General features: G+C 51.4%; 19 protein-coding genes. 7 read left to right on the top strand and 12 right to left on the bottom strand.

Annotation, left to right across the window (positions count from 1 at the left end; genetic code table 11):
• Positions 1-3: 3 nt before the first annotated feature.
• The 5 genes from rimI to AC3WRW_RS20050 all read right to left on the bottom strand — a co-directional run bounded on the left by rimI (position 4) and on the right by AC3WRW_RS20050 (position 2,305).
• On the bottom strand, positions 4-507 hold the full coding sequence (rimI, locus tag AC3WRW_RS20030) for a ribosomal protein S18-alanine N-acetyltransferase (protein WP_492548064.1): 504 nt from the start codon (positions 505-507) through the stop codon (positions 4-6).
• Between the two features lie 2 nt (positions 508-509).
• Positions 510-1,334, bottom strand: coding sequence for a tRNA (adenosine(37)-N6)-threonylcarbamoyltransferase complex dimerization subunit type 1 TsaB (gene tsaB / locus AC3WRW_RS20035; protein WP_492548065.1), 825 nt, complete (start codon positions 1,332-1,334; stop codon positions 510-512).
• Entirely contained in the window at positions 1,331-1,822 is a 492-nt protein-coding gene (tsaE, locus tag AC3WRW_RS20040; protein WP_492548066.1) for a tRNA (adenosine(37)-N6)-threonylcarbamoyltransferase complex ATPase subunit type 1 TsaE, read from the bottom strand. The genes tsaB and tsaE overlap by 4 nt, the downstream gene beginning before the upstream one ends.
• 118 nt (positions 1,823-1,940) lie before the next feature.
• Complete coding sequence (locus AC3WRW_RS20045; RefSeq protein ID WP_492548067.1) at positions 1,941-2,123, bottom strand: small, acid-soluble spore protein, H family; 183 nt, start codon at positions 2,121-2,123, stop codon at positions 1,941-1,943.
• Positions 2,120-2,305, bottom strand: a complete 186-nt coding sequence (locus AC3WRW_RS20050; RefSeq protein WP_492548068.1) for a hypothetical protein — start codon at positions 2,303-2,305, stop codon at positions 2,120-2,122. The genes AC3WRW_RS20045 and AC3WRW_RS20050 overlap by 4 nt, the downstream gene beginning before the upstream one ends.
• A 184-nt stretch (positions 2,306-2,489) precedes the next feature.
• Between AC3WRW_RS20050 and ku the strand changes: the two genes are divergently transcribed.
• A complete protein-coding gene (gene ku, locus AC3WRW_RS20055) occupies positions 2,490-3,365 on the top strand; it encodes a non-homologous end joining protein Ku (RefSeq protein WP_492548069.1) in 876 nt (291 codons plus the stop codon).
• Between the two features lie 68 nt (positions 3,366-3,433).
• On the opposite strand, the gene AC3WRW_RS20060 is transcribed toward ku, so the two are convergent.
• The 3 genes from AC3WRW_RS20060 to AC3WRW_RS20070 form a co-directional block, all read right to left on the bottom strand.
• Positions 3,434-3,712, bottom strand: a complete 279-nt coding sequence (locus AC3WRW_RS20060) for a hypothetical protein (protein WP_492548070.1) — start codon at positions 3,710-3,712, stop codon at positions 3,434-3,436.
• Between the two features lie 160 nt (positions 3,713-3,872).
• A complete protein-coding gene (locus AC3WRW_RS20065) occupies positions 3,873-4,817 on the bottom strand; it encodes an ATP-dependent DNA ligase (RefSeq protein WP_492548071.1) in 945 nt (314 codons plus the stop codon).
• Positions 4,818-5,102: 285 nt separating this feature from the next.
• Entirely contained in the window at positions 5,103-6,272 is a 1,170-nt protein-coding gene (locus AC3WRW_RS20070; protein WP_492548072.1) for a YhgE/Pip domain-containing protein, read from the bottom strand.
• A gap of 180 nt (positions 6,273-6,452) precedes the next feature.
• On the opposite strand from AC3WRW_RS20070, the gene AC3WRW_RS20075 reads away from it, so the two are divergent.
• On the top strand, positions 6,453-7,070 hold the full coding sequence (locus tag AC3WRW_RS20075; protein ID WP_492548073.1) for a TetR/AcrR family transcriptional regulator: 618 nt from the start codon (positions 6,453-6,455) through the stop codon (positions 7,068-7,070).
• 92 nt (positions 7,071-7,162) lie between these two features.
• Positions 7,163-8,146, top strand: a complete 984-nt coding sequence (locus AC3WRW_RS20080) for a substrate-binding domain-containing protein (protein WP_492548074.1) — start codon at positions 7,163-7,165, stop codon at positions 8,144-8,146.
• Here AC3WRW_RS20080 and AC3WRW_RS20085 read toward each other — a convergent pair.
• Both AC3WRW_RS20085 and AC3WRW_RS20090 read right to left on the bottom strand, forming a co-directional pair.
• A complete protein-coding gene (locus AC3WRW_RS20085) occupies positions 8,143-12,219 on the bottom strand; it encodes a sulfite reductase subunit alpha (protein WP_492548075.1) in 4,077 nt (1,358 codons plus the stop codon). The genes AC3WRW_RS20080 and AC3WRW_RS20085 overlap by 4 nt on opposite strands.
• 227 nt (positions 12,220-12,446) lie before the next feature.
• Positions 12,447-12,842 (bottom strand): MarR family winged helix-turn-helix transcriptional regulator, encoded by a 396-nt coding sequence (locus AC3WRW_RS20090; protein ID WP_492548076.1) that lies wholly within the window; start codon positions 12,840-12,842, stop codon positions 12,447-12,449.
• 153 nt (positions 12,843-12,995) lie between these two features.
• Between AC3WRW_RS20090 and AC3WRW_RS20095 the strand changes: the two genes are divergently transcribed.
• Positions 12,996-14,288: an arsenic transporter gene (locus AC3WRW_RS20095; RefSeq protein ID WP_492548077.1), complete on the top strand. Its 1,293-nt coding sequence runs from the start codon at positions 12,996-12,998 to the stop codon at positions 14,286-14,288.
• Positions 14,289-14,307: 19 nt separating this feature from the next.
• Here the strand turns inward: AC3WRW_RS20095 and AC3WRW_RS20100 are convergent, their stop codons facing one another.
• A complete protein-coding gene (locus tag AC3WRW_RS20100) occupies positions 14,308-14,634 on the bottom strand; it encodes a YnfA family protein (protein ID WP_492548078.1) in 327 nt (108 codons plus the stop codon).
• Between the two features lie 187 nt (positions 14,635-14,821).
• Here AC3WRW_RS20100 and ligD point away from each other — a divergent pair, with 187 nt between their 5' ends.
• Positions 14,822-15,709 (top strand): non-homologous end-joining DNA ligase, encoded by an 888-nt coding sequence (gene ligD, locus AC3WRW_RS20105; protein ID WP_492548079.1) that lies wholly within the window; start codon positions 14,822-14,824, stop codon positions 15,707-15,709.
• Between the two features lie 22 nt (positions 15,710-15,731).
• Here the strand turns inward: ligD and cls are convergent, their stop codons facing one another.
• Positions 15,732-17,159 carry a cardiolipin synthase gene (gene cls / locus AC3WRW_RS20110; protein ID WP_492548080.1) on the bottom strand — a complete coding sequence of 476 codons (1,428 nt, stop codon included), beginning with the start codon at positions 17,157-17,159 and terminating at the stop codon, positions 15,732-15,734.
• A 303-nt stretch (positions 17,160-17,462) separates the two neighbouring features.
• Between cls and AC3WRW_RS20115 the strand changes: the two genes are divergently transcribed.
• Both AC3WRW_RS20115 and AC3WRW_RS20120 read left to right on the top strand, forming a co-directional pair.
• Positions 17,463-19,058, top strand: coding sequence for a spore germination protein (locus tag AC3WRW_RS20115; RefSeq protein WP_492548096.1), 1,596 nt, complete (start codon positions 17,463-17,465; stop codon positions 19,056-19,058).
• A complete protein-coding gene (locus AC3WRW_RS20120; protein WP_492548081.1) occupies positions 19,045-20,211 on the top strand; it encodes a Ger(x)C family spore germination protein in 1,167 nt (388 codons plus the stop codon). Before AC3WRW_RS20115 ends, AC3WRW_RS20120 begins: the two co-directional genes overlap by 14 nt.
• Positions 20,212-20,214: the final 3 nt, after the last annotated feature.

Consider the following 20,214-nt stretch of genomic DNA (forward strand, 5'->3'; position numbering starts at 1 on the left):
GCCTCAATCCCCGAGACTATCCTTTCTTCTCTTAGGCAAATCCGCCCACATAATAACGGCGTCTTCCCGGTTATCGGTATAGTAGCCTCTGCGCACGCCAACAGAGCGGAAGCCGACTTTTTCATACAAATTTTGCGCCACGTAATTCGATGCCCGCACTTCGAGCGTCATTCGGATCGCTCCCAGGAAAGCGGCCGTTTTCATTAACTCACGTATAAGACGCTCGCCCAGCTTGCGCCCTCTGTAGGTGTTGCGGACAGCAATATTGGTTACGTGCGCCTCCTCCATAATGAGCCACATACCGCCATATCCGGCAACCTCGCCGCCGATATCCATAATCATATAATGCGCGAACTGATTGTTCGTTAGTTCATTTTCGAATGCGCCTTTGGTCCATGGGGTCGTAAAGGCTTCCTGCTCGATTTCGCAAATAAAGGGGATGTCTTCCATAAGCATGGAGCGAAAAACCAACGTATCTGCCGTTGTTTGCGGCTGGTGTTGTTCCATGATCAAATCTCCCCCTTCTTCACCTGGACCCCGGCCAGCAAGTTAGCTTCAGCTTCCGGCAGTCGCGTGTAATTTGGCACGAACGTATGTACGTCCGCCTTCTCGCCTCTAGCCAATCGCGGATAAGCGAGCTTACCGATATACTGGGCTTCAATGCCGTACGGAAGCACTGCAAAGCTCCCCGTCCAATCTTCGGCAAATTGCGCAAGCTCGGCGCTGAAACCTTCCGTTTCACCTACGAAGAGGATCTTACCGGGCGCTTGTTCAGGTCCTGCGTTCGCTGCGTGTGCAAGCAATTCCGCCAGCCATGGCCCAATGACACGAATGCCGTCCGGCAGCACTTCCCGCCAATCTGCGGCAAGCGCGCCCTCCGCTGTCATCGGGGAGCAGCCTGAATAGGCATAAACAGCGGTGAAAGCTTGTTTGCGTCTTCCGTCCAAAAGCGGAACCACCCAAGTGAGTCCGTTATCGCGCTCACCCTGCCCTTTCATCGCTCCGCCGAGCGCCATCGCCTCCAAGCTGGAAACCCCGATCAGGTCAAGGCCCAGCGACCAGGCAAATGTTTTGGCTACGGACACAGCAATACGAACCCCCGTATAAGAGCCGGGGCCTTGGCCCGCAGCGACGGACTGCAGGTCTTTGGGTTTAAGTTTCAACGAAGCAAGCAGATCTTGAATGTGGGGCAGCAGCCCGATGGAGTGATTCCGTTCAGCATGTGAGCTCACCTCGCCAAGCAGCATTCCGTTCTCCAGAATAGCAACTGTCATGGCTGAGGATGAGGTATCGATGGCTAGGCATCGTCCTGTAGATTTTGTCCGTTCTGTCATTGTAAATGTCCGTTCTCCTTCATCTGTTCACACCAACTCACATATGGCTCTCCATGCGGAGTCAGGTGAAATACTCTGGTTTGATCCCCTTGAAGGGCAATTGTGATGACAAGCCGCTGCTGCGGCAAAAGGTCTTCAATCAGGCTGGACCATTCGATCAAAGTCACGCCGGCTCCGTAGAAGTAATCCTCAAGCCCCAGCTCGTCCGCCTCCTCTTGGGAAATGCGGTACATATCCATATGGTAGAAAGGAAGCTCCGCTCCCTCATATTCTTTAATGATGGTAAACGTAGGGGAATTGACATTTTCCTGAATGCCTATCGCCCTTGCAAAGCCTTGCGAAAATCTCGTTTTGCCGGCCCCCAAGTCGCCATCCAGCGTCAGAACGGCCCCAGGCTGCAAGTAAGCAGCCAGCAATTTTCCCAACCTGTCGGTATCTTCCTCATGCTGGGAGTAGTACGTAAATGTGGACTGAGTCAGTGATCTCATCCCTTTCTTCCGAATGCGCGTGCTGCTCTTATTATAGTCTTCGCCAATAGGCAACAGCAACCTGAAATGAAAAAAAGCCCGTCCCCGATTCGCATCGGAGCAGGCTGGCCAATTTCCGTCAGTTGACCTCTTCCAGTTCTTGAACGGTCACTAACCTTGCATCGGCCGGGTTTTCTTCGGCATGAACCTTGACCAGCGCTTTGCTGGCATCCACACTGTCGATCCAGACAGGAACGCCGTTCAGTTCAACGGTAATCTTGTGGTCAGCGGCTAAAATTTCCTGAGCGCGATGAAGGTTCATGGCTCATCCAATACCGATTCCGGGTGATCCATCGTATCCGTCGATGTGGATTCGATTAATCCGTTATGCATGGTGACGTTGCCGCCTCCCAAGCCTTCATTAATCATCCGGTCAATATCCATAAAATGATCTTCTTGTCCCTGATCGCTCGTATCTTGGGATACATGTGAATCCTGCGTCATCCGAGAATCCTCCTTAGCATTAGCTTTGCCTTTGACAAGCCTTAAATTGCACTAAAAGCGCTAAACTTGCACCTATAACGTACCCACTCCGGAGCCAAACCATTCTCTTAAACCGTTGCCGTATAAAGGAAGGATAACAAGAGAATACTAGTGCAATGAAGCTCATTTGGGGAGGAATTAAGTCATGCATACGGTTTGGAAAGGCGCGATCTCTTTCGGACTTGTTCATGTGCCTGTGAAAATGTTTTCAGCTACGGAAGATAAAGATATCTCCATGCGATACATACATAAAACGTGCATTACCCCGCTAGCCTATGTGCGCAAATGCCAGACTTGCGAGAAGGAAGTAGAGTGGGATGAAATAACGAAAGGCTATGAATACGAGCCGGGACGTTTCGTTCTTTTTGAAAAGGAAGAGCTGGAGACGATTTCAGGCGAAGCGAATAAAGAGATCAAGATTCTGGATTTCGTCAACTTGACGGATATCGATCCGGTTTATTTTCAGAAAACGTACTATTTGGGACCGGGGGATACGGGGGCCGGGGCGTATAATCTGCTGCTTGACTCCATGCGCCAAACCGGCAAAATCGGTATCGCCAAAGTCTCGATCCGCTCCAAAAGCTCCTTGGCCGCTATTCGTGTCATTGAGAACTGTTTGGCGCTCGAGACCATTTTCTACCCTGACGAAATCAGGCCCATCTCGCAAGTTCCTAACCTCCCCGAGAAAGTGAGCGTTAACGAACGTGAACTGGATATGGCGAAAATGCTGATTAGCCAGCTATCTTCTCCTTTTGAACCTGAAAAGTATAAAGACGAGTACCGCGGACGATTGTTAGAAGCTATCGAGCACAAAATTGCCGGAGAAGAAGTGCAAGCTGCGCCTGCCCTGCAAAAAACGAGCGTCATCGACCTTATGGCTGCGCTGCAAGCGAGTCTCGATGCTACGAAATCGCCGGATGGCGGCGGCAAAGTGACGCTAGAGCCGGATACTACTGTAACGGTGGAAAAGAAGCCGAAAGCGAAACCCCGCGCCAAGAAAACGAAGGAACCCGTCACGTAAAACAAATAAGCGCTGATCCTTATGTTGGAGGATGAGCGCTTTTATTTGTTAAGCTGGCTGACTTGGATTCACTCGATTTGTACTAATATCCAAATCAATAAATAGCCGAGGAGGGGTACTATTAATAAGCCTACTGCAATGAAAAACCAAATAATTGGACTTCTGAGATACTCTTTTATTTTTTGAGATGTTGATTGGTTATCACTTGGCTTATTGTTCAGCGATTCTAGACATTCGTTTAACAATGACTTTGCGTACAACTCATCATTATCCTGAAGTATATTCCATATTTTAGTGTGAATTTTTTTAATTTCCTCATACTTTTCACTGTCTTTAAGTAACGTCATGAACTCACCTCCCAATTAATAGACTGAGATGTAAAGTAAAAAGTTACTATTAACCCAAAAATTCCCTTGTCAAAAAAGAATCCCGATCCCCGTCAAGTAAAGCAAATAAGCGCTGATCCTTATGTTGGAGGATGAGCGCTTTTGTTTGTTAAGCTGGCAGCTAGAGTTGGCTGAAATTGCACTCTTGCGGTGAGACAGTGACAACGGATTGAATACTCGGCTGGCGTAAATTTCTGTCCCGCGTCCATGCCATGTAATTGATTTTTACGGTAATGAGGGGCTCGATCCAGATGGCTTCTTTGGACCTTTCGGGGGTATTCCTGAACGGCTTTTTCTCCAAAACCATGGCATTGGTTGCTTCGGTTAAAGATCTCCAATCGTTCTGCGTTAGTTTCCCCGTCCCCGCGTGACCGATGTACCAAAGCTCCCCGGAATCGTCATAGAGACCGAGCAAAATAGCATTTACCAGATTGCCTCTCTTCGTTACTCCGCCTACGACAGCGATCAGATCATGAATGATTTTCTTTTTCATCCAGCGCTTATCTTTGCCGTTTAGTTGATATTTGCTGTGCAAATCTTTGATCACAATACCTTCCATGTCATGCTGCTCCATTACGGCATATAGGGAATCAGGATCCGCATGGTTGGCGACAAGCTGAATCGTTTCGCTCGTGGAAACCGTTTTAGCCAAGATCTGCTGTCTCTCGTGCAGCGGTTTATCGACAAGCCACTCTCCGTCAAGGAATAGGATATCAAAAATCATATAAACGACAGGGACAGCTTTGATGAGCAGCGGAATGTTTTTGGAGTTTCTTACACCGTCTCTGCGCATAATTTCATGAAAGGACGGCTTTCCGTCTTTGAGGGCAATGATTTCTCCGTCTAAAATGACGGATTTAGCCTTGCAGTAGGAGGCAATGTCTGCAATCTCCGGGTACTGGAGCGTTCGATCGTTCAATCTTCGGTTGATGAGACGAACTTCTTTGCCGTCAAAATAGGTCAGCATTCTGACGCCGTCCCATTTGATTTGCGCCACCCAATCCCCAGACGCCGGCAGCGTGTTTGTACTTATCGGTTCGAAAGGAATCACAGGCGTTAGTTCCATACATGCCCCCACTTGTTTGTTCGGTACTCTTCATTATTGCCATCCCTGATAAAGAAAAACCGATGTAAGAGAACTCCATTCCCTTATATAGACGAAAAGTGGACATCCGGGAGTTAGGAGGGAACTACAGGGCTTTATTCCACCGCTGTTGTCCAAATATATGTCTGGTATGGCGAATTAGCGGACTGTAGTTCCCATCCTTTTGCTCAAAGAGCTGTTTTGGGCAAAATAGAGCCCTGCAGTTCCCCTTCCAGCCTCCGGGGCAGGCAATGCGACTGTTTTGCCTTAGGCAGATACCGCCGGTTCGGCCGCTTTGCGAGGCTTGAACACGGATAGCACGGTCAAGACCAGGCCCGCGGCTGCCATGCCTGCAAGCACATAGAGGCTTTGGCTCAGAGAGCCTTCGCCGCCAAAGTACATGATGCTGCGAAGACCGGCTGCCGCGTAGCGGAATGGCGTCCACGAGTACAGCCAATCGGCCGTTACTTGGGGCATGAATTCCCGCGGCATGCCGATAACCGGCATCGAGAAGAAGAAGATCAGCACAAGTACAATCATCGACGGAAGCCCAATCCAGTTCAGCAGCGTCGTCTGCACGAGGAAGAACGCCGCAGCCATCAGCCAGAGGTATAACCAGGTTTGCCCAAGATGTGTAAATTCCATGCCGTACCACGAGTGCGCCATCCAAAGCAGGAACGCAGAGGCGGCTGTAACGAGCAGCAAGCCTACCGTCAGCTGTGAAGCGATAGTACCTTTGAGGCTGCGTTTGTTTTTGCCATGCTGCTGAGCGGTTACGAACATGATAGCTGAGGTTACCATACAAGCGAGCCACAGTATTTGCACAAGCATGTTCGGTGCCCCGCCGCTGGCATTATTCGAACCCGCAGGATGGACGATTTGTTCCGATACTTGGAACGGATGCAAGAGCGCACTTGCTGCGGACACCGGGATTTGCTGCGCATGCTGCCCAATTTGGCCAAGCAATTGTCCTGCCAGCTGCGAACCGAGCGTGTTCACCGTTTGCTGCAAAATCGTCCGAACGGCCGATACGGCCTGGGCGTTCGTGCCTTCGTTCAGCACAATGCGAACGGTCGCGGGTTTCGGAGCCGGCGACTGCAGCGACGCAATGCCCGAGCTCAAGTCAGCGGGCAGCACCAGCGCGCCGTACACCTTCTGCTCGTCCAACTGCGTTGCAAGCTCCGCTTCCGAGCTGACCTCCACCCATTGGACAGGCAGTTCGGCAATGCCTTTCAGCTTCTCCTTCACCATCTCGCCGACCGCTAACGCGCTGCCATCCGGCAGCTTAACCGGTTGATCGAGGACGACTAGGGCTACCGGCACATTTTTTGGCTTGGCGCTGAGCACCGAACCCATCAACGCGAGTCCAAAAATCATGATAACAACGAAAACCGCCACAACACCAATACGCGCCGTCTTCATTTTAATAAAAGACATGTGTATGACCTCCTAATTTATAATCAACATCTTGTTGAATAATGACCACATTGTTGATTATAATCAGGATTAAGAAACGTTCAATACGCAATATGCCAATGAAATGTCGTGTAATCAACAGTTGCGAAAGGCAGTGTCGATTATCGGGAAAATAAATCGTTCAGGGATGTGTTGCAGACTATGACGGAGAAAATAGACAGAAGGAAAGCGAAGACGAAACAAGCCCTTCGGGACGCCTTGGTAGCGCTGATAAGAGAAAAAGCCATTGAGAGCATCACGGTCAGCGACCTGACGCGCAAAGCGGATATTAACCGCGGAACGTTCTATTTGCACTATAAAGACGTACTCGATTTGCGCGACCACATCAAAGCGGAAGTCCAAGAAGGGCTGCTGCGTATCGTTGCGCATTTAGAGCCAAAGGACATGTTTAAGCAAGCTTCGGAGGGCAAAGTGTATGACGGGCTTATTCGCGTGTACGAATATTTCGATTCGCAGGCAGATTTCTTTGAGGTTATGCTCGGCCAGAATGGCGATTTGTCCTTCACAAACTTAATGAAGGAGACGATCCATACCCACATGTACCGCAAACTGATCGCCGCCCAGCCCCGGAACGATATGCTCGTGCCGGCGGATATTCTGATCGGCTATATAGCTTCCGCCCATTTCGGCTTCATCCTCGAATGGATCCGCAGCGGACGAAAGCAAAACCCGGCCGAGCTGGCCAAGTATATGTCTGATATTATGTATCACGGCCCGCTCCGGGCGCTTGGATTCCTGCCTCTGAAGACGACAAAGTAAGCGCGCCGTCTTTATTAGAGATTGTCATACCTAATCGATCCGCTTATGATAGAGGATAACGAATTTAACCAGACAGGCTACGGAGGATGACCATGACAGCCGATATCTCCTATACCACCGAAGATATAGCGAAGCTTTTAAAAATCTCCAAACTAACGGTCTACGATCTCATTAAAAAAGGGGATCTGCCCGCCTACCGGGTAGGCAAGCAAATGCGTGTCGACGCCTCGGACCTGGAGGCTTATAAAACTCGTGCCAAGAGCGGCAGAGTGAGTACGCCCAGAACGGACAAAACGGAAAGAACGGATAGAACGGACAGCGCGGAACTGGCGCCTTCAATACCGTCGCAGGGTGCTGCCCCCTCTCCGAAACATGCTCTTGTCATCACGGGACAGGATATCGGCTTGGACATTTTGGCCAAACATATCGAGCGAAAAGTTCCTAATAGCAGACCTCTCCGCTCCTACGTAGGGAGCCTGGACAGCCTAATCGCCATGTATAAAGGCGAAACCGATATCGTAAGCACACATCTCCTGGACGGCGACACGGGAGAATACAATATTCCTTACGTTCGAAAAATACTGATCGGCTCTTCCTATGTTGTGATCAATCTCCTCTCCAGAACAGCAGGTCTCTATGTTCAACAAGGAAACCCCAAGAAGCTCCAAACTTGGGCCGACCTGCAGCAAAAGGGCCTTCGGCTGATTAACCGCGAAAAAGGCTCGGGCGCGCGCGTTTTGCTCGATGAACAACTCCGGCTGCACGGCATTTCCTATCGGGATATGATCGGTTATGAGCAGGAGGAATCGAACCATATGGGCGTAGCGGGCAAAGTAGCCACCGGGGAAGGAGATTTCGGCGTAGGCATTGAGAAAGCCGCCCATATGGTCGGGGGCGTTGACTTCATTCCGCTCATTCAGGAGCGCGTCGATCTCGTCATGCTGAAGAAACCGGAGAATCAGGAATGGCTGCAAGGCGTCATCGACGTCCTGCGCTCCGAAGCCTTCCATAACGAACTTCGCCCCATCCAAGGATATGATCTATCCCAGACGGGGCGCATCTTATTTGAGACTTAATAGACGTCTTTCGCATACCGTTTGGTCCGCGACATCTCTTTCACATAGCTTTCCGTTTCACTTGCGCTCATGCCGCTATGCTGCCGAATGATTTGCTTCAGCGTGGCATCGACCTCTTTGGCCATGGTGGCGGCATCTCCACAGATATAGAAGTGAGCGCCGCCCTTCAACCATTCCCACAGCTCTGCCCCATGCTCCAGCATGCGTTGCTGGACATAGATTTTCTCCGCCTGATCGCGGGAAAAAGCAGTGTCCAGCCGGTGGAGAACACCCTCCTGCAGCATGGTCTCGAGCTCCTCCTTAAAGTAGAAATCGCACGCCGCTCGCTGCTCGCCGAAAAAGAGCCAATTCTTCCCCTTCGCCCCCATAGCTTGACGCTCTTGAAGAAAGCCCCGGAACGGTCCGACTCCGGTACCCGGGCCGACCATGATCATCCCTGCATCCGGATTGGCCGGTGGCCTGAAGTGCTGGGACTTTTGGATAAAAAGTCTAACCTCATCCAGACCATGGACGCGATCCGCCAGAAAACCGGAACAGACGCCGGTCCGCGGCCCACCCTCCGTTTCGTAACGAACGGTTGATACCGTAATATGAACCTCGTCAGGATTCGCCAGGGGACTGGACGAAATGGAATACAGCCTTGGCTGCAGCGGTTTCAGCACTTGCAGCAGCTCCTCTGCCGTGACGGAAACACGCAGCGGAAAAGCTTGTAACACGTCGACCAACTGACGTCCCCAGAGCCACTTTTTCAATTCCGGCTTGTTCTTGATCAGATTTCCGAGCATCGCGCTTTCTGCACGCTCCTGAACAAATTCCAGCAGCCCCGGTGTAACCCTGGAGATTTCGCAATGCCGCTGCAGCGCCTCGGTTATGGTCATTTGTCCTTTGTCTTTAAGAGCTACCTGCGTGGACGGGTCCAGCTTGACGGCCTCCAATAGATCGGAGACGATCTTCCCATCATTGACCGGCCATACGCCAAGTGCGTCTCCCGCCTCATAACGCAGCCCGCTAGCAGTAAGGTCAAACACGTAATGACGGGTTTCTTTCTCAGAACCTTCCCCGTTCAAAAGCCGGTTCTGGACAAGCCGCGCCGCTAACGGATGATTCCGGTCATAGGTTGTAGGATTCTCAGCGGGAATCGGCTCTCTTAGCTTCTTCACGACACTATTCATCCAAGCCGCGGCCTGCGCCTCATAGTCGGTGTCGCAATCTACACGCCCGTTCAGGCGTTTAGCGCCGAGCTGCTCCAAGCGCTCATCCAGTTTGCGCCCGAAGCCGCAAAACAGATCATAGTTGGCATCCCCGAAGGCTAGCACCGCATAACGCAGCTCAGACAACCGTGGCATGCTTTCTCCCTGCAGCCACTGCCAGAAGCTTGCGCCGTTATCCGGCGGATCGCCGGCGCCGAACGTGCTGACCAGGAACAAGACGTATCGTTCAGAGATCAAATCAGCCGGCGCGCAGTCTTTCATATTCAAGAGACGAACGTTATAGCCGGCCTCTTGCATTTTTTGTGCGCATTGGATCGCCGCGCCTTCTGCATTTCCCGTTTGCGAGGCCCATAGAATCGTGACAGCCGCTTGGTCAGAAGGCGTTGACGGGGCTGCCTGCACCTCTTGCGGAGTTTCCGCCGGCACTTGTACCGACTCTGGCTCAGCGGCGGCTTCAGGAAGATACGTACGGGAAAACATACCGGCCAGCAAGCCATCCAGCCAATATCGCTTGGACGGTTCCAACGGCGCCGTCGGAGGCAGAACCGGAATACCGGGCACCGGACGCGATTCATCCGCTCGCAAACTGGTCAGAAATCCAGAAAGGTACAGCTTCTCATGACTTTCCAGCGTCATCATGGGAGAGGATTGAACGCCCAGCATCGCAGCCAGCGTGTCGACAGGTGCCATCGTAGCCATCTTCACTTCCTCCTTCTGTTTCGTCAATGATACCGCGCAAAACTTTAATTCCGGCTGAAACGAAATGTGATCCACCGCATCGCTCGTCACCTCATTGACGGCAAGCTTCTCGCCGAACATATCATTCCAATGAAAGGGAGCGAAGCAATTCCCCGGCCTTACGCGATCGGTAACAACCGCCGGGAGTATCGCCAGCCCGCGGCGCGAGCTAATTTCGATGCGGTCTTGATCCTTAATGCCGAGCGCGGCTGCATCCTCAGGGTGAATTTCTACGAATGGACCGGGGTTCAGTTTGTTAAGCTTGGCAATCTTTCCCGTCTTCGTCATGGTGTGCCATTGATGCTGCAAGCGTCCTGTATTCAGTACAAAAGGAAAGTCAGCATCCGGCATTTCCGCCGGCGGCACATACGGACGGGCAAGAAAAACGCCCTTGCCGCTCTCCGTAGCGAAAACGATGCGCGGATGGCTGCCATCCGGAAGTTCCTTCCGCTGCCTGCTAATCCCATCGTTCAAATACCGGATCGGATTGCGATCGTTTCCGCTTCCCGGGGCAGCCGGCCACTGCACAGGCGTTTGGCGCAGCCGTTCATAAGAGGCCCCCCGGATGTCGTACCCGGTCTTGGGATTCCAAGCCCGCTGGATTTCCTGATACACCTCGGCGGATGAGGCGTAAGTGAATCCTGCGGCATATCCCATCTCGCACGCAACCCGGGCGATGATTTGCCAATCCGGCATGGCTTCGCCTGGCGGCTCCACGGCCTTCTCCAGCAGCGTCAAATTCCGCTCGGAGTTGATCATTACGCCTTCGCCCTCCGCCCAGAGGGCGCCCGGCAGCAGGATGTCGGCATATCGATTCGTCTCCGTCTCGAAGAATGCATCCTGCGCGATGACCAGCTCGGCGGCCTCCAAGCCTGCAATCACATTCTTCCGGTTCGGCACCGTTGCTGCCGGATTCGTGCAAATAATCCAGCAGGCTTTGATATCTCCGGCCATCATACTCTCGAACATCGACACGGTGCCAGTACCTGCCTCCGTCTTCAACGTGCCGTGCGGAATGTTCCACATGTCCTCCATGAAATCCCGGTCGGCTTGAACGAGCACCGATCGCTGTCCGGGCAAGCCAGGACCCATGTAGCCCATCTCCCGCCCTCCCATTGCATTAGGTTGACCCGTAAGGGAGAAGGGGCCGCTTCCGGGGCGGCATATTTTGCCTGTTGCCAGATGCAGGTTGCAGATGGCGTTGGTGTGCCACGTGCCGTGGGTGCTCTGATTCAGCCCCATCGTCCAGCACGTCATCCATTCCGGCGATTCGCCGATCCATGCTGCCGCTTTGCGAATATCCGCTTCGGGGATGCCCGTTATTTCAGCAACGTGGTCAGGCGGATAGTTCTCCAGAAATGACGGCATGCTTTCCCAGCCGGACGTGAACTCCTCAATAAAAGCCGGATTGGTGTGGCCGTTTTTGACCAGCAAGTGCAAAATCCCGTTCAGAAGCGCAAGATCCGTCCCCGGTTTAATCTGCATAAAAAGGTCTGCCTTCTCTGCCCCAGTATGGCGGCGGGGATCTACCACAATCAGCTTTGCTCCCTGTTTCACCCGATCCATCATGCGCAGATAGAGAATGGGATGGCAGTCTGCCATATTGGCCCCAATCACGAAAAACAAATCAGTGCTGTCCATATCCTGATACGAGCCCGGCGGACCGTCCGCCCCGAGCGACAGCTTGTAGCCGCTGCCTGCGCTAGCCATGCACAAGCGTGAATTGGATTCGATGTTGTTTGTTCGCACGTAGCCCTTGGCCAGCTTGTTGATGAGGTACTGGGCTTCCAGCGACATTTGACCCGACACATAGAAAGACAGGGCGTCCGGGCCGTGCTTGTCGAGAATCGCGCGCAATCCTCTCGCCGTCATGCTGATCGCATCGGCCATTCCGATTGCGATTGGTTCTTTCTTGCGCGACAAGCGCTTATAAGCGTATTCCATGCGGCCGGATTCCGCGATAGCTTGATGACAGGTACTGCCTTTGGTACACAATCTTCCATAATTGGTCGGATGCTCTTTATCCCCCGTCACCTTGAGCACCCGGTTTCCAGATACCTCAAGCACAATTCCGCAGCCGACTCCGCAATAGGGACAGACGCTTTTTACTTTGGTTGTTGTCATATTGGTTCACCAGCGCTAACGTGCAGCTTGCACGAGTTGATTTTTGTAATGTTGTAAAAAAAGTGACATGATTCGAACGTCGTTATACCTCTTACATCAAAATATATATCGCACTGCGATGAAAATCAAGTATTAATGTTAATTAACATGACATTAATGTGATGTTTTTTCACTAAACAACTGATTTAACCCATCGAATGTAATATTACATAACACGTAAACTCATCTTATTCAGGAAATTCCAAAAGCCCAATATTTTTAAGCTCATTCATATGAATCTCCGACAGGTCCTCCAAAATGCGCATGCCGGACTCCGACAGTCGAATAAAGATGCTCCGCCCGTCATCGGGATTCGGCGCCCGGTACACGAGTTCAAGCTGCTCGCAGCGGTTAATCAATTCCACACAGGCGTGCGGCGTAACTTGCAGGCGTTCGGCAAGCTCCTTCGGCGTAGCGTAATCCCGTCCCGGGAACCCCATGATCGCCAGCATAAGCTGATGGTACTGCGGCGTAAGCCCATGCGCTCGTGCTGCCGACTCACTGAAATGAATAAACTTGCGAATTTGATAGCGAAACATCGCTAACTGCTCGTAGACCGCTTTCGGTAATCGTTCTTTTGACATACGCTTCTCCTCGAAAATAAGATACATCATTGTAACATACTACTCCGATACAAAGGTACGGTCTGTCATCTTTTTCGCATGAGCTGATTTAATCATTGACAAAAGCAATTGGAACTATGAAAATGTTGAAGAAATCCGCGTCAGGAGGAACACATGGCATATTTAGCTGTCCTTATTTTTTTACTTACGATTACTTTTGTGATTTGGCAGCCTAAGGGACTTAACATTGGCTGGTCCGCTTCGGCGGGCGCTGTGCTTGCACTGCTTTTTCAAGTTGTTTCCCTGCAGGATGTCGCAACGGTGACAGGGATCGTTTGGAACGCGACACTCGCATTTGTCGGCATTATTTTGATCTCATTAATCCTTGATCATATCGGGTTCTTCGAGTGGGCAGCTCTGCATATGGCGCGAATGGCCAAAGGGAATGGCAAACTTATGTTCATCTACGTCATTCTGCTCGGCGCAGCCGTTTCGGCTTTCTTTGCAAATGACGGCGCAGCGCTCATCTTAACGCCAATTGTTCTGGCTATGGTAAGGGCTTTGAAATTTCCGGATAAAATGATTCTCCCCTTCATTATGGCAAGCGGCTTTATCGCGGATACGACCTCCATTCCCTTCGTTGTCAGCAACTTGGTGAATATTGTTTCCGCCGATTTTTTCCACATTGATTTTGCGACCTATGCCAGCCGCATGTTTGTCACCAGCCTATTTTCACTCGGGGCAAGCCTGCTTGTGCTGTATCTTTATTTCAGGAAAGACATTCCGGCGGATTACGATAAGACGCATCTCAAGCATCCATCCCACGCCATTAAGGATCTTCGGCTTTTCCGATTATCCTGGGTCATTCTAGGCGTTCTTTTAGCGGCCTACTTGGCCAGCGGATTCATCAAAATTCCCGTTTCGTTCATTGTCGGAGCGGCTGCGCTGATGTTCATTCTGCTCGCTCGCACCAGCACGGCGGTCCAAACAAAGCAGATCGTCAAAGATGCCCCGTGGGCAATCGTTATTTTCTCAATTGGCATGTACGTTGTCGTATACGGCTTGAAAAACGCCGGCTTAACCGACGCGCTGGGGGAACTGCTTAAAGTTGTTTCGGGGAAGGGGCTATTGGCCGCCTCTATGGGGATGGGCTTCCTTGCCGCTATTCTGTCCTCGGTGATGAACAATTTGCCGACGGTCATGATCGGCGCGCTGGCGATCCAAGGCACCGGGACCGAAGGCATTGTGCGGGAAGCGCTCATTTATGCCAATGTGATCGGCTCTGATTTAGGTCCGAAAATGACTCCGATCGGGTCGCTGGCGACGCTGCTGTGGCTTCATGTTCTTTCCAAAAAAGGCGTGACCATCACTTGGGGGACTTATTTTAAAATCGGTATTGTTCTTACGCTTCCTACCTTGTTCATCACATTGCTCGGTCTGTATCTATGGTTGAGCGTTTTTGCCTAAGATACCTAAGATCTGCCCTTTAACTTCTTGGAGCCCATAACATAATGGACACGCCTATGACGCAGACAATGGCTCCTGTCCAGTCATAGAGATCCGGCGTTTTTTTATCGATCACCCAGCCCCAGAGAACCGCAAGTATAACGAATACGCCTCCATAGGCTGCGTACACCCTTCCGAAGGAGGGGAAGCTCTGCAAGGTTGGGATGATCCCATACGCAATGAGGATCAAACTCCCTATCACTCCATACCAGAGAGGCTTCGATTCACGCAGCCACAACCAAACCAAATAACCCCCGCCAATTTCAGCAAGCCCCGCAGCAATGAAAATCAATATCGCCATCGTCATTCTTTCCTTCTCCTCCTTTTGCAAAAATTTCCACTATCGCATGCCTTGCATATGACGCAATCATCTGAAATTCGCCCTATCTTGTCAAGGAAAAGGTAATTCCGGACGTAAAAGCGCCATGCAAAAGTTTGAGAAGCCGTCCGAAAGGGAATAATCAGACTACAACTTTGTACAGGAGGAGCATCCCATGGCCGTTACAACCAAAGGAACACTGCTCGTGGAAGGACATGAGCTGACCATCACCAATCCCAATAAGCTTCTCTGGCCTGAAGCGGGCATTACGAAAGCGGATTACATTGCCAAATTATCCGATCTGTCCCCTTATCTGCTGCGATATTGCCGCAATCGGCACTTAACGACCATCCGTTTTCCTAATGGCTACGATCACAAGTCTTTCTATCAGAAAAACGCCCCCGATCCGGTACCTGACTTCGTAAAATTGGCTCCGCTCGACGGCATTAACTATATCAATCTAGACTCCTTGCCTACTTTGCTTTGGCTAGGGAACCTGGCTTGCCTGGAGTTCCATCCCTCTTTCCACCGGATCGGGGAAAAGCTGCCTGCGGAATGGGTCATCGACATCGATCCCACCTTGGAAGAAGAGCCGCGCATTATGGAAGCCGCCCATATTATCGGGGAAGTGCTGGACTCCCTGCACATACAATCTATTGCCAAAACTTCCGGCGCCACCGGCGTGCAAATTTACATTCCGATCCAGCCCGGCTACACGTTCGAACAGCTGCGGAAAATCGGCTATTTCATCGCGTCCTATGTCGTCAAAATTTACCCTAATCTGTTTACCATCGAACGATTTAAGAAAAACCGCGGAGATAAAATCTATATCGACTACCTTCAGCATTGGTACGGGAAAACGCTGTCCGCACCATATACGCCACGCGCCAAAAAAGACGCCTCCGTCTCCACTCCCCTGTTATGGAAAGAGGTTGAGCTGCGCCCTAGTCCCCGTGAATTCAATTTACATACCGTCCTTGATCGGTTACGGAAGTACGGCGACCTGATCGAAAGGGTTCCCCATCAAAATCTGGACGCTATTCTAGCCCGCCTGAGCCATTAGTAGTTCCAAAAGAAACTACTAATTAAAATAAAGGAGAGAGCAGCCTCGCAATCACTTCCTTCATCTTCTCCATCCGCGACCGCTGCTCGAATTCCGGCAATTTCAGCTCATCGCTTTCTTTTAAATCCATTAGAAAGTCCGCCTCCAGGCGATCAATCACGTCCCGGTTAAACATAACCGCATTTAATTCAAAGTTGCTGAAGAAACTGCGCATATCCACATTGGCCGTGCCAACCGTAGCCATGATCTGATCGATGATCATGACTTTGGCATGCATGAACCCCTTGCGGTACAAATAGAACTGTACCCCCGCCTCCATAAGCTCCAGCAAGTAGGAGCGGGAAGCATACTGCACGATGCGGGAGTCCGCTTTGTATGGGAGGATGATGCGGACATCGACGCCGCTGATGACGGCCGTTTTGAGCGCCATAGTGATGCTGGCATCCGGAATAAAGTAGGGCGTGGTCATGTAGATCCGCTTCTTGGCTGCGACAATGCCCGCAAAGAACATCTCCTGAATCGCATCCCAGTAGGCGTCCGGACCGCTGGAAATGACCTGCACCAAGGAAGCTCTCGGTTCATGATGCTCGGGGTACAACGAATCGCCTACCAATCGCTCGCCGCTAACGAACAACCAATCGGTCATAAATGTCTGCTGCAAATAATACACCGAGTCACCATACAACTTAAGATGCGTGTCCCGCCAGAAGCCCAGCTTTGCGTTTCCCCCCAAGTATTCATCCCCGATATTAATGCCGCCGACAAAGCCCACCAGCCCGTCGATAACAATGATTTTACGGTGATTGCGGTAATTCATTCGTTTATCGAAAAACGCGATCAGAGGTCTCAGAAAAGGATGGATCTCGATCCCGGCTTGTTTGAACCGGTTTATATACTCTTTCGAAAGCGAGTAAGAGCCGACCCCGTCATAAATGACCCGCACCTGAACCCCTTCCTTCGCCTTGCGAATGAGAGCCTCTTGAAATCTCATGCCTGCAGCATCATGCCGAATCGTATAAAATTCAAAATGGATATGCTTCTTCGCCTTTTCAATCGCCTTCAGCATCTCGTCATAAGTGACATTCGCGTTTCTTAACACCTCCACCCGATTATTCGGCGAAATCGCCGAGCCCGGAATATTATGCAGCATCCCGCAAAGCCGCGAATCTTCATAGAGCGGGTATTTCTGTTCATTTCTCCCCTGGCTTTGGCTCTCCAAGTCCAACCACTGATGTCTGATTTCCGCACTTTTACGGCGTCCTCTGCGTTGTACAATTCTGCGCTGGGAATATTCCTTTGCTAAAAAGTAGTACATGATAAAGCCGATAATTGGAAAAATAAACAATACGAGCAGCCAAGCTACTGTCTTGGCGGGCCGCTTGTACTCACCGATGAGTATAGTGGCCGTCTGAAAGATGAATAGAAGCAGCAAACACACTACCCAAACCATAAGCTCCGTCCTCTCTCCCGCCCAAGTTCCTGAATATGCTTCGATTTCCTTGTCACATTAGCTTTTGCCAAGGATTTCTTCCCTATACTCACCTGCCTTCAAAGATCACCTCTAATAAATTTTTCCAACTTTCGTAATAAAATCCTTTATTTCGCAGAGAATAATAACCGCATTCCTACAATCTTCATTCCGCTGCCTTCAGGAGGTGCCATTTGTATGGTCAAAACATCCAATTCATTGATGAAAAGCATCCTGCGCAAACGCGCATCACACAGGCAGGGCGGCGATACTAACAGCGAGCAGATGGAACTTCAAGATTCACTGGACTATCAGTTCATTGAAGAGCTGAAGAAAACGGAGCTTTCGCTTCTCTTGGAGGATAATCACGGTTTCATCAAAGCGATCTTCCAGGATTGCTCCGATGTGGTTGTCCGTGAATTCGAAATTGAGCCGAACATCCCCGCTCTGCTGCTTTTCGTGGATGGACTTACAAACACCCAGCTGCTGAATGACACGATGAAATCGTTGATGCTGCTGGGCGGCGGTGAAACGGCCATCGAGCGGATCGCGGGAGCGATTCTGCCCGTGTCCCAAACACAGATCTCCAGCAATTACGGAGACCTGCTCGTTTCCGTGCTGGGCGGGGACGCCGCCCTGCTCGTCGAAGGCAACGCGAAAGCGATTCTGCTCGGCATCCGCGGAACAGAGAAGCGCTCCGTCGCGGAGCCGGAGACGGAAACCGTCGTGCGCGGACCGAAGGAGGGGTTCGTGGAGAGCATTCGCACGAACACCTCGATGATCCGCCGCAAGCTCAAAACGCCGAGGCTCAAAATGAAGTCCATGTGCATCGGCAAAGAAAGCAACACCAATATCGTCGTCTGCTATATGGACGATCTCGCCATGCCCTCTCTTGTCGAGGAGGTGATCAAGCGGCTTGAACTCATTAAGATCGACGCGATCCTGGAGTCCGGCATGATTGAAGAACTGATTCAGGACAATGCGTACTCTCCCTTCCCGCAGATACAGTATACGGAGCGGCCTGACGTCGTAGCCGGTGCGCTGATGCAAGGGCGGGTGACCATCCTCACGGATGGCACGCCATTCGCGCTCATCGTCCCCTTCGTTTTTATCCAGACGATGCAAACGAGCGAAGACTACTACGAGCGGTTCCAAATCGGTTCGCTCTTGCGGATGCTTCGTTACGTCTTCGTTTTTTTATCGCTGACTACGCCTGCTCTGTATGTTGCGATTACGACGTTCCATCAAGAACTACTACCGACGACATTGATGTTAAGCGTTGCCGCTTCCAGGGAAGCCATTCCGTTTCCCGCCGTCGTTGAAGCGTTCATCATGGAGATTACATTCGAGGCGCTGCGGGAAGCCGGCATCCGCTTGCCCAAAGCGGTCGGCTCCGCGGTTTCCATCTTAGGGGCGCTGGTCGTGGGGCAGGCGGCCGTGCAAGCCGGTATCGTTTCAGCGCCAATGGTTATCGTTGTTTCGATTACCGGGATCGCTTCCTTCACAATCCCGCGCTTTAACGGCGCGATCGCCATCCGCATGCTGCGTTTCCCCTTTCTTATGGCGGGGGCGCTCTTTGGCTTCTATGGCATCTTCTTCTCGCTAATGATTCTGATTGGGCATATGGCGAATCTGCGCTCCTTCGGGGTTCCGTACTTGTCGCCGCTTGGCCCTTTATCTTCCGGCGACATCAAAGATGTCTTCGTGCGCGCTCCCTGGTGGCAGCTCGAGAAGCGTCCGGAATTTTTGCCTGTTCAAGATGCGCAGCGCATGGATGATAAGCTATCGCAACAAATCATGCAGGACGGAGGCTTAGATGGAAGCTCCATTCCGCATGCGCATCATTCCAGCGAGGAGGGAAATAAGAATGGCTCATCTTAAGCGGCTTGGCCTGCTTGCTCTGCTGATTCCCTCCTTCGTTTGCCTGACTGGCTGCTGGGACCGCACCGAAACCAACGATATCGCGTTCGTCCTTACCTCCTCTGTCGATCTGGAGGATGACGGCAAATACCGCGTATCCTACTTGCTGCCTCTCCCCGGCTCTATGGGAGGAGCAAGCGGCGGCGGCGGCGGCACGGCCGGCGGCAAAAGCTATTACATCGACTCCGAGGTTGGGGACACTGTGCGGGAGGCGACCAACAAGCTGCAGAAGCGCATGTCGCGCCGCTTGTTTCTCTCGCACCGGAGAACCATTGTCATCGGGGAGAAGCTGGCCAAGCAAGGCATCGGCGTGATGTTCGACAGCGTCCCCCGATCGCCGGAGAGCCGCATGACCTCCTTTCTGGTCGTAACCAAAGGCAAGGGCTCTGACTTGATGAACACCGAGCCCAAATTCGAACGTTTCCCGGCCGAAGTCATTCGCGAGCTGACCAATTCCCGGCAGTCCATAGGGACTTCCACGAAGGATATCGGCATCGTTTTAAGCTTCAACAGCGATCCGATCTTGACATTCTTGGTACCTAAAGAGTCTCAAGGCTCCAAGAAGCCATCGCCGGAAATCCAGATGATTGGCTACGGGCAGTTTAAAGGCGACCGTCTGGTTGGGATTTACGAGAAGCAAGAATCCGAGGGGCTCTTGTGGCTCAGAAATCAAGTCAAGGAACATATGTTCACTTTTCCGTCAGATGGCAAAGAGATGTCCATCCTTGTGACCAAAGGGCAAACGAGAATCAAACCGCTGCTTCAGAAAGATAAAGTTATTTTCGACGTAGTCATCGACGCGTCCGGCGCCGTTCGTGAGGACTTATCAAACCTTGATCTGAACAAAGCCGAAGTGATGCGGAAGGTTGAACGGAAGTTCGCGGAGCAAATCAGCAAGTCCATCCAATCGACCGTTAAGCAAATGCAAAAAGAAGGAACCGATTCCGCCCAGCTCGGTTTGATCGTTTGGCGGAGCTATCCGAACGAGTGGTACGAAAACATCGAAAAGAACTGGAAAGATTACTTTAAAGAAGCTGAATTCCGTATTCATGTCAATGCTTCCATTCCGGAAACCGGTCTGATCAACAAGAATGTTATCGATGAGGGGATGTAAACG

Source organism: Paenibacillus sp. FW126-R14 (assembly GCF_058789495.1).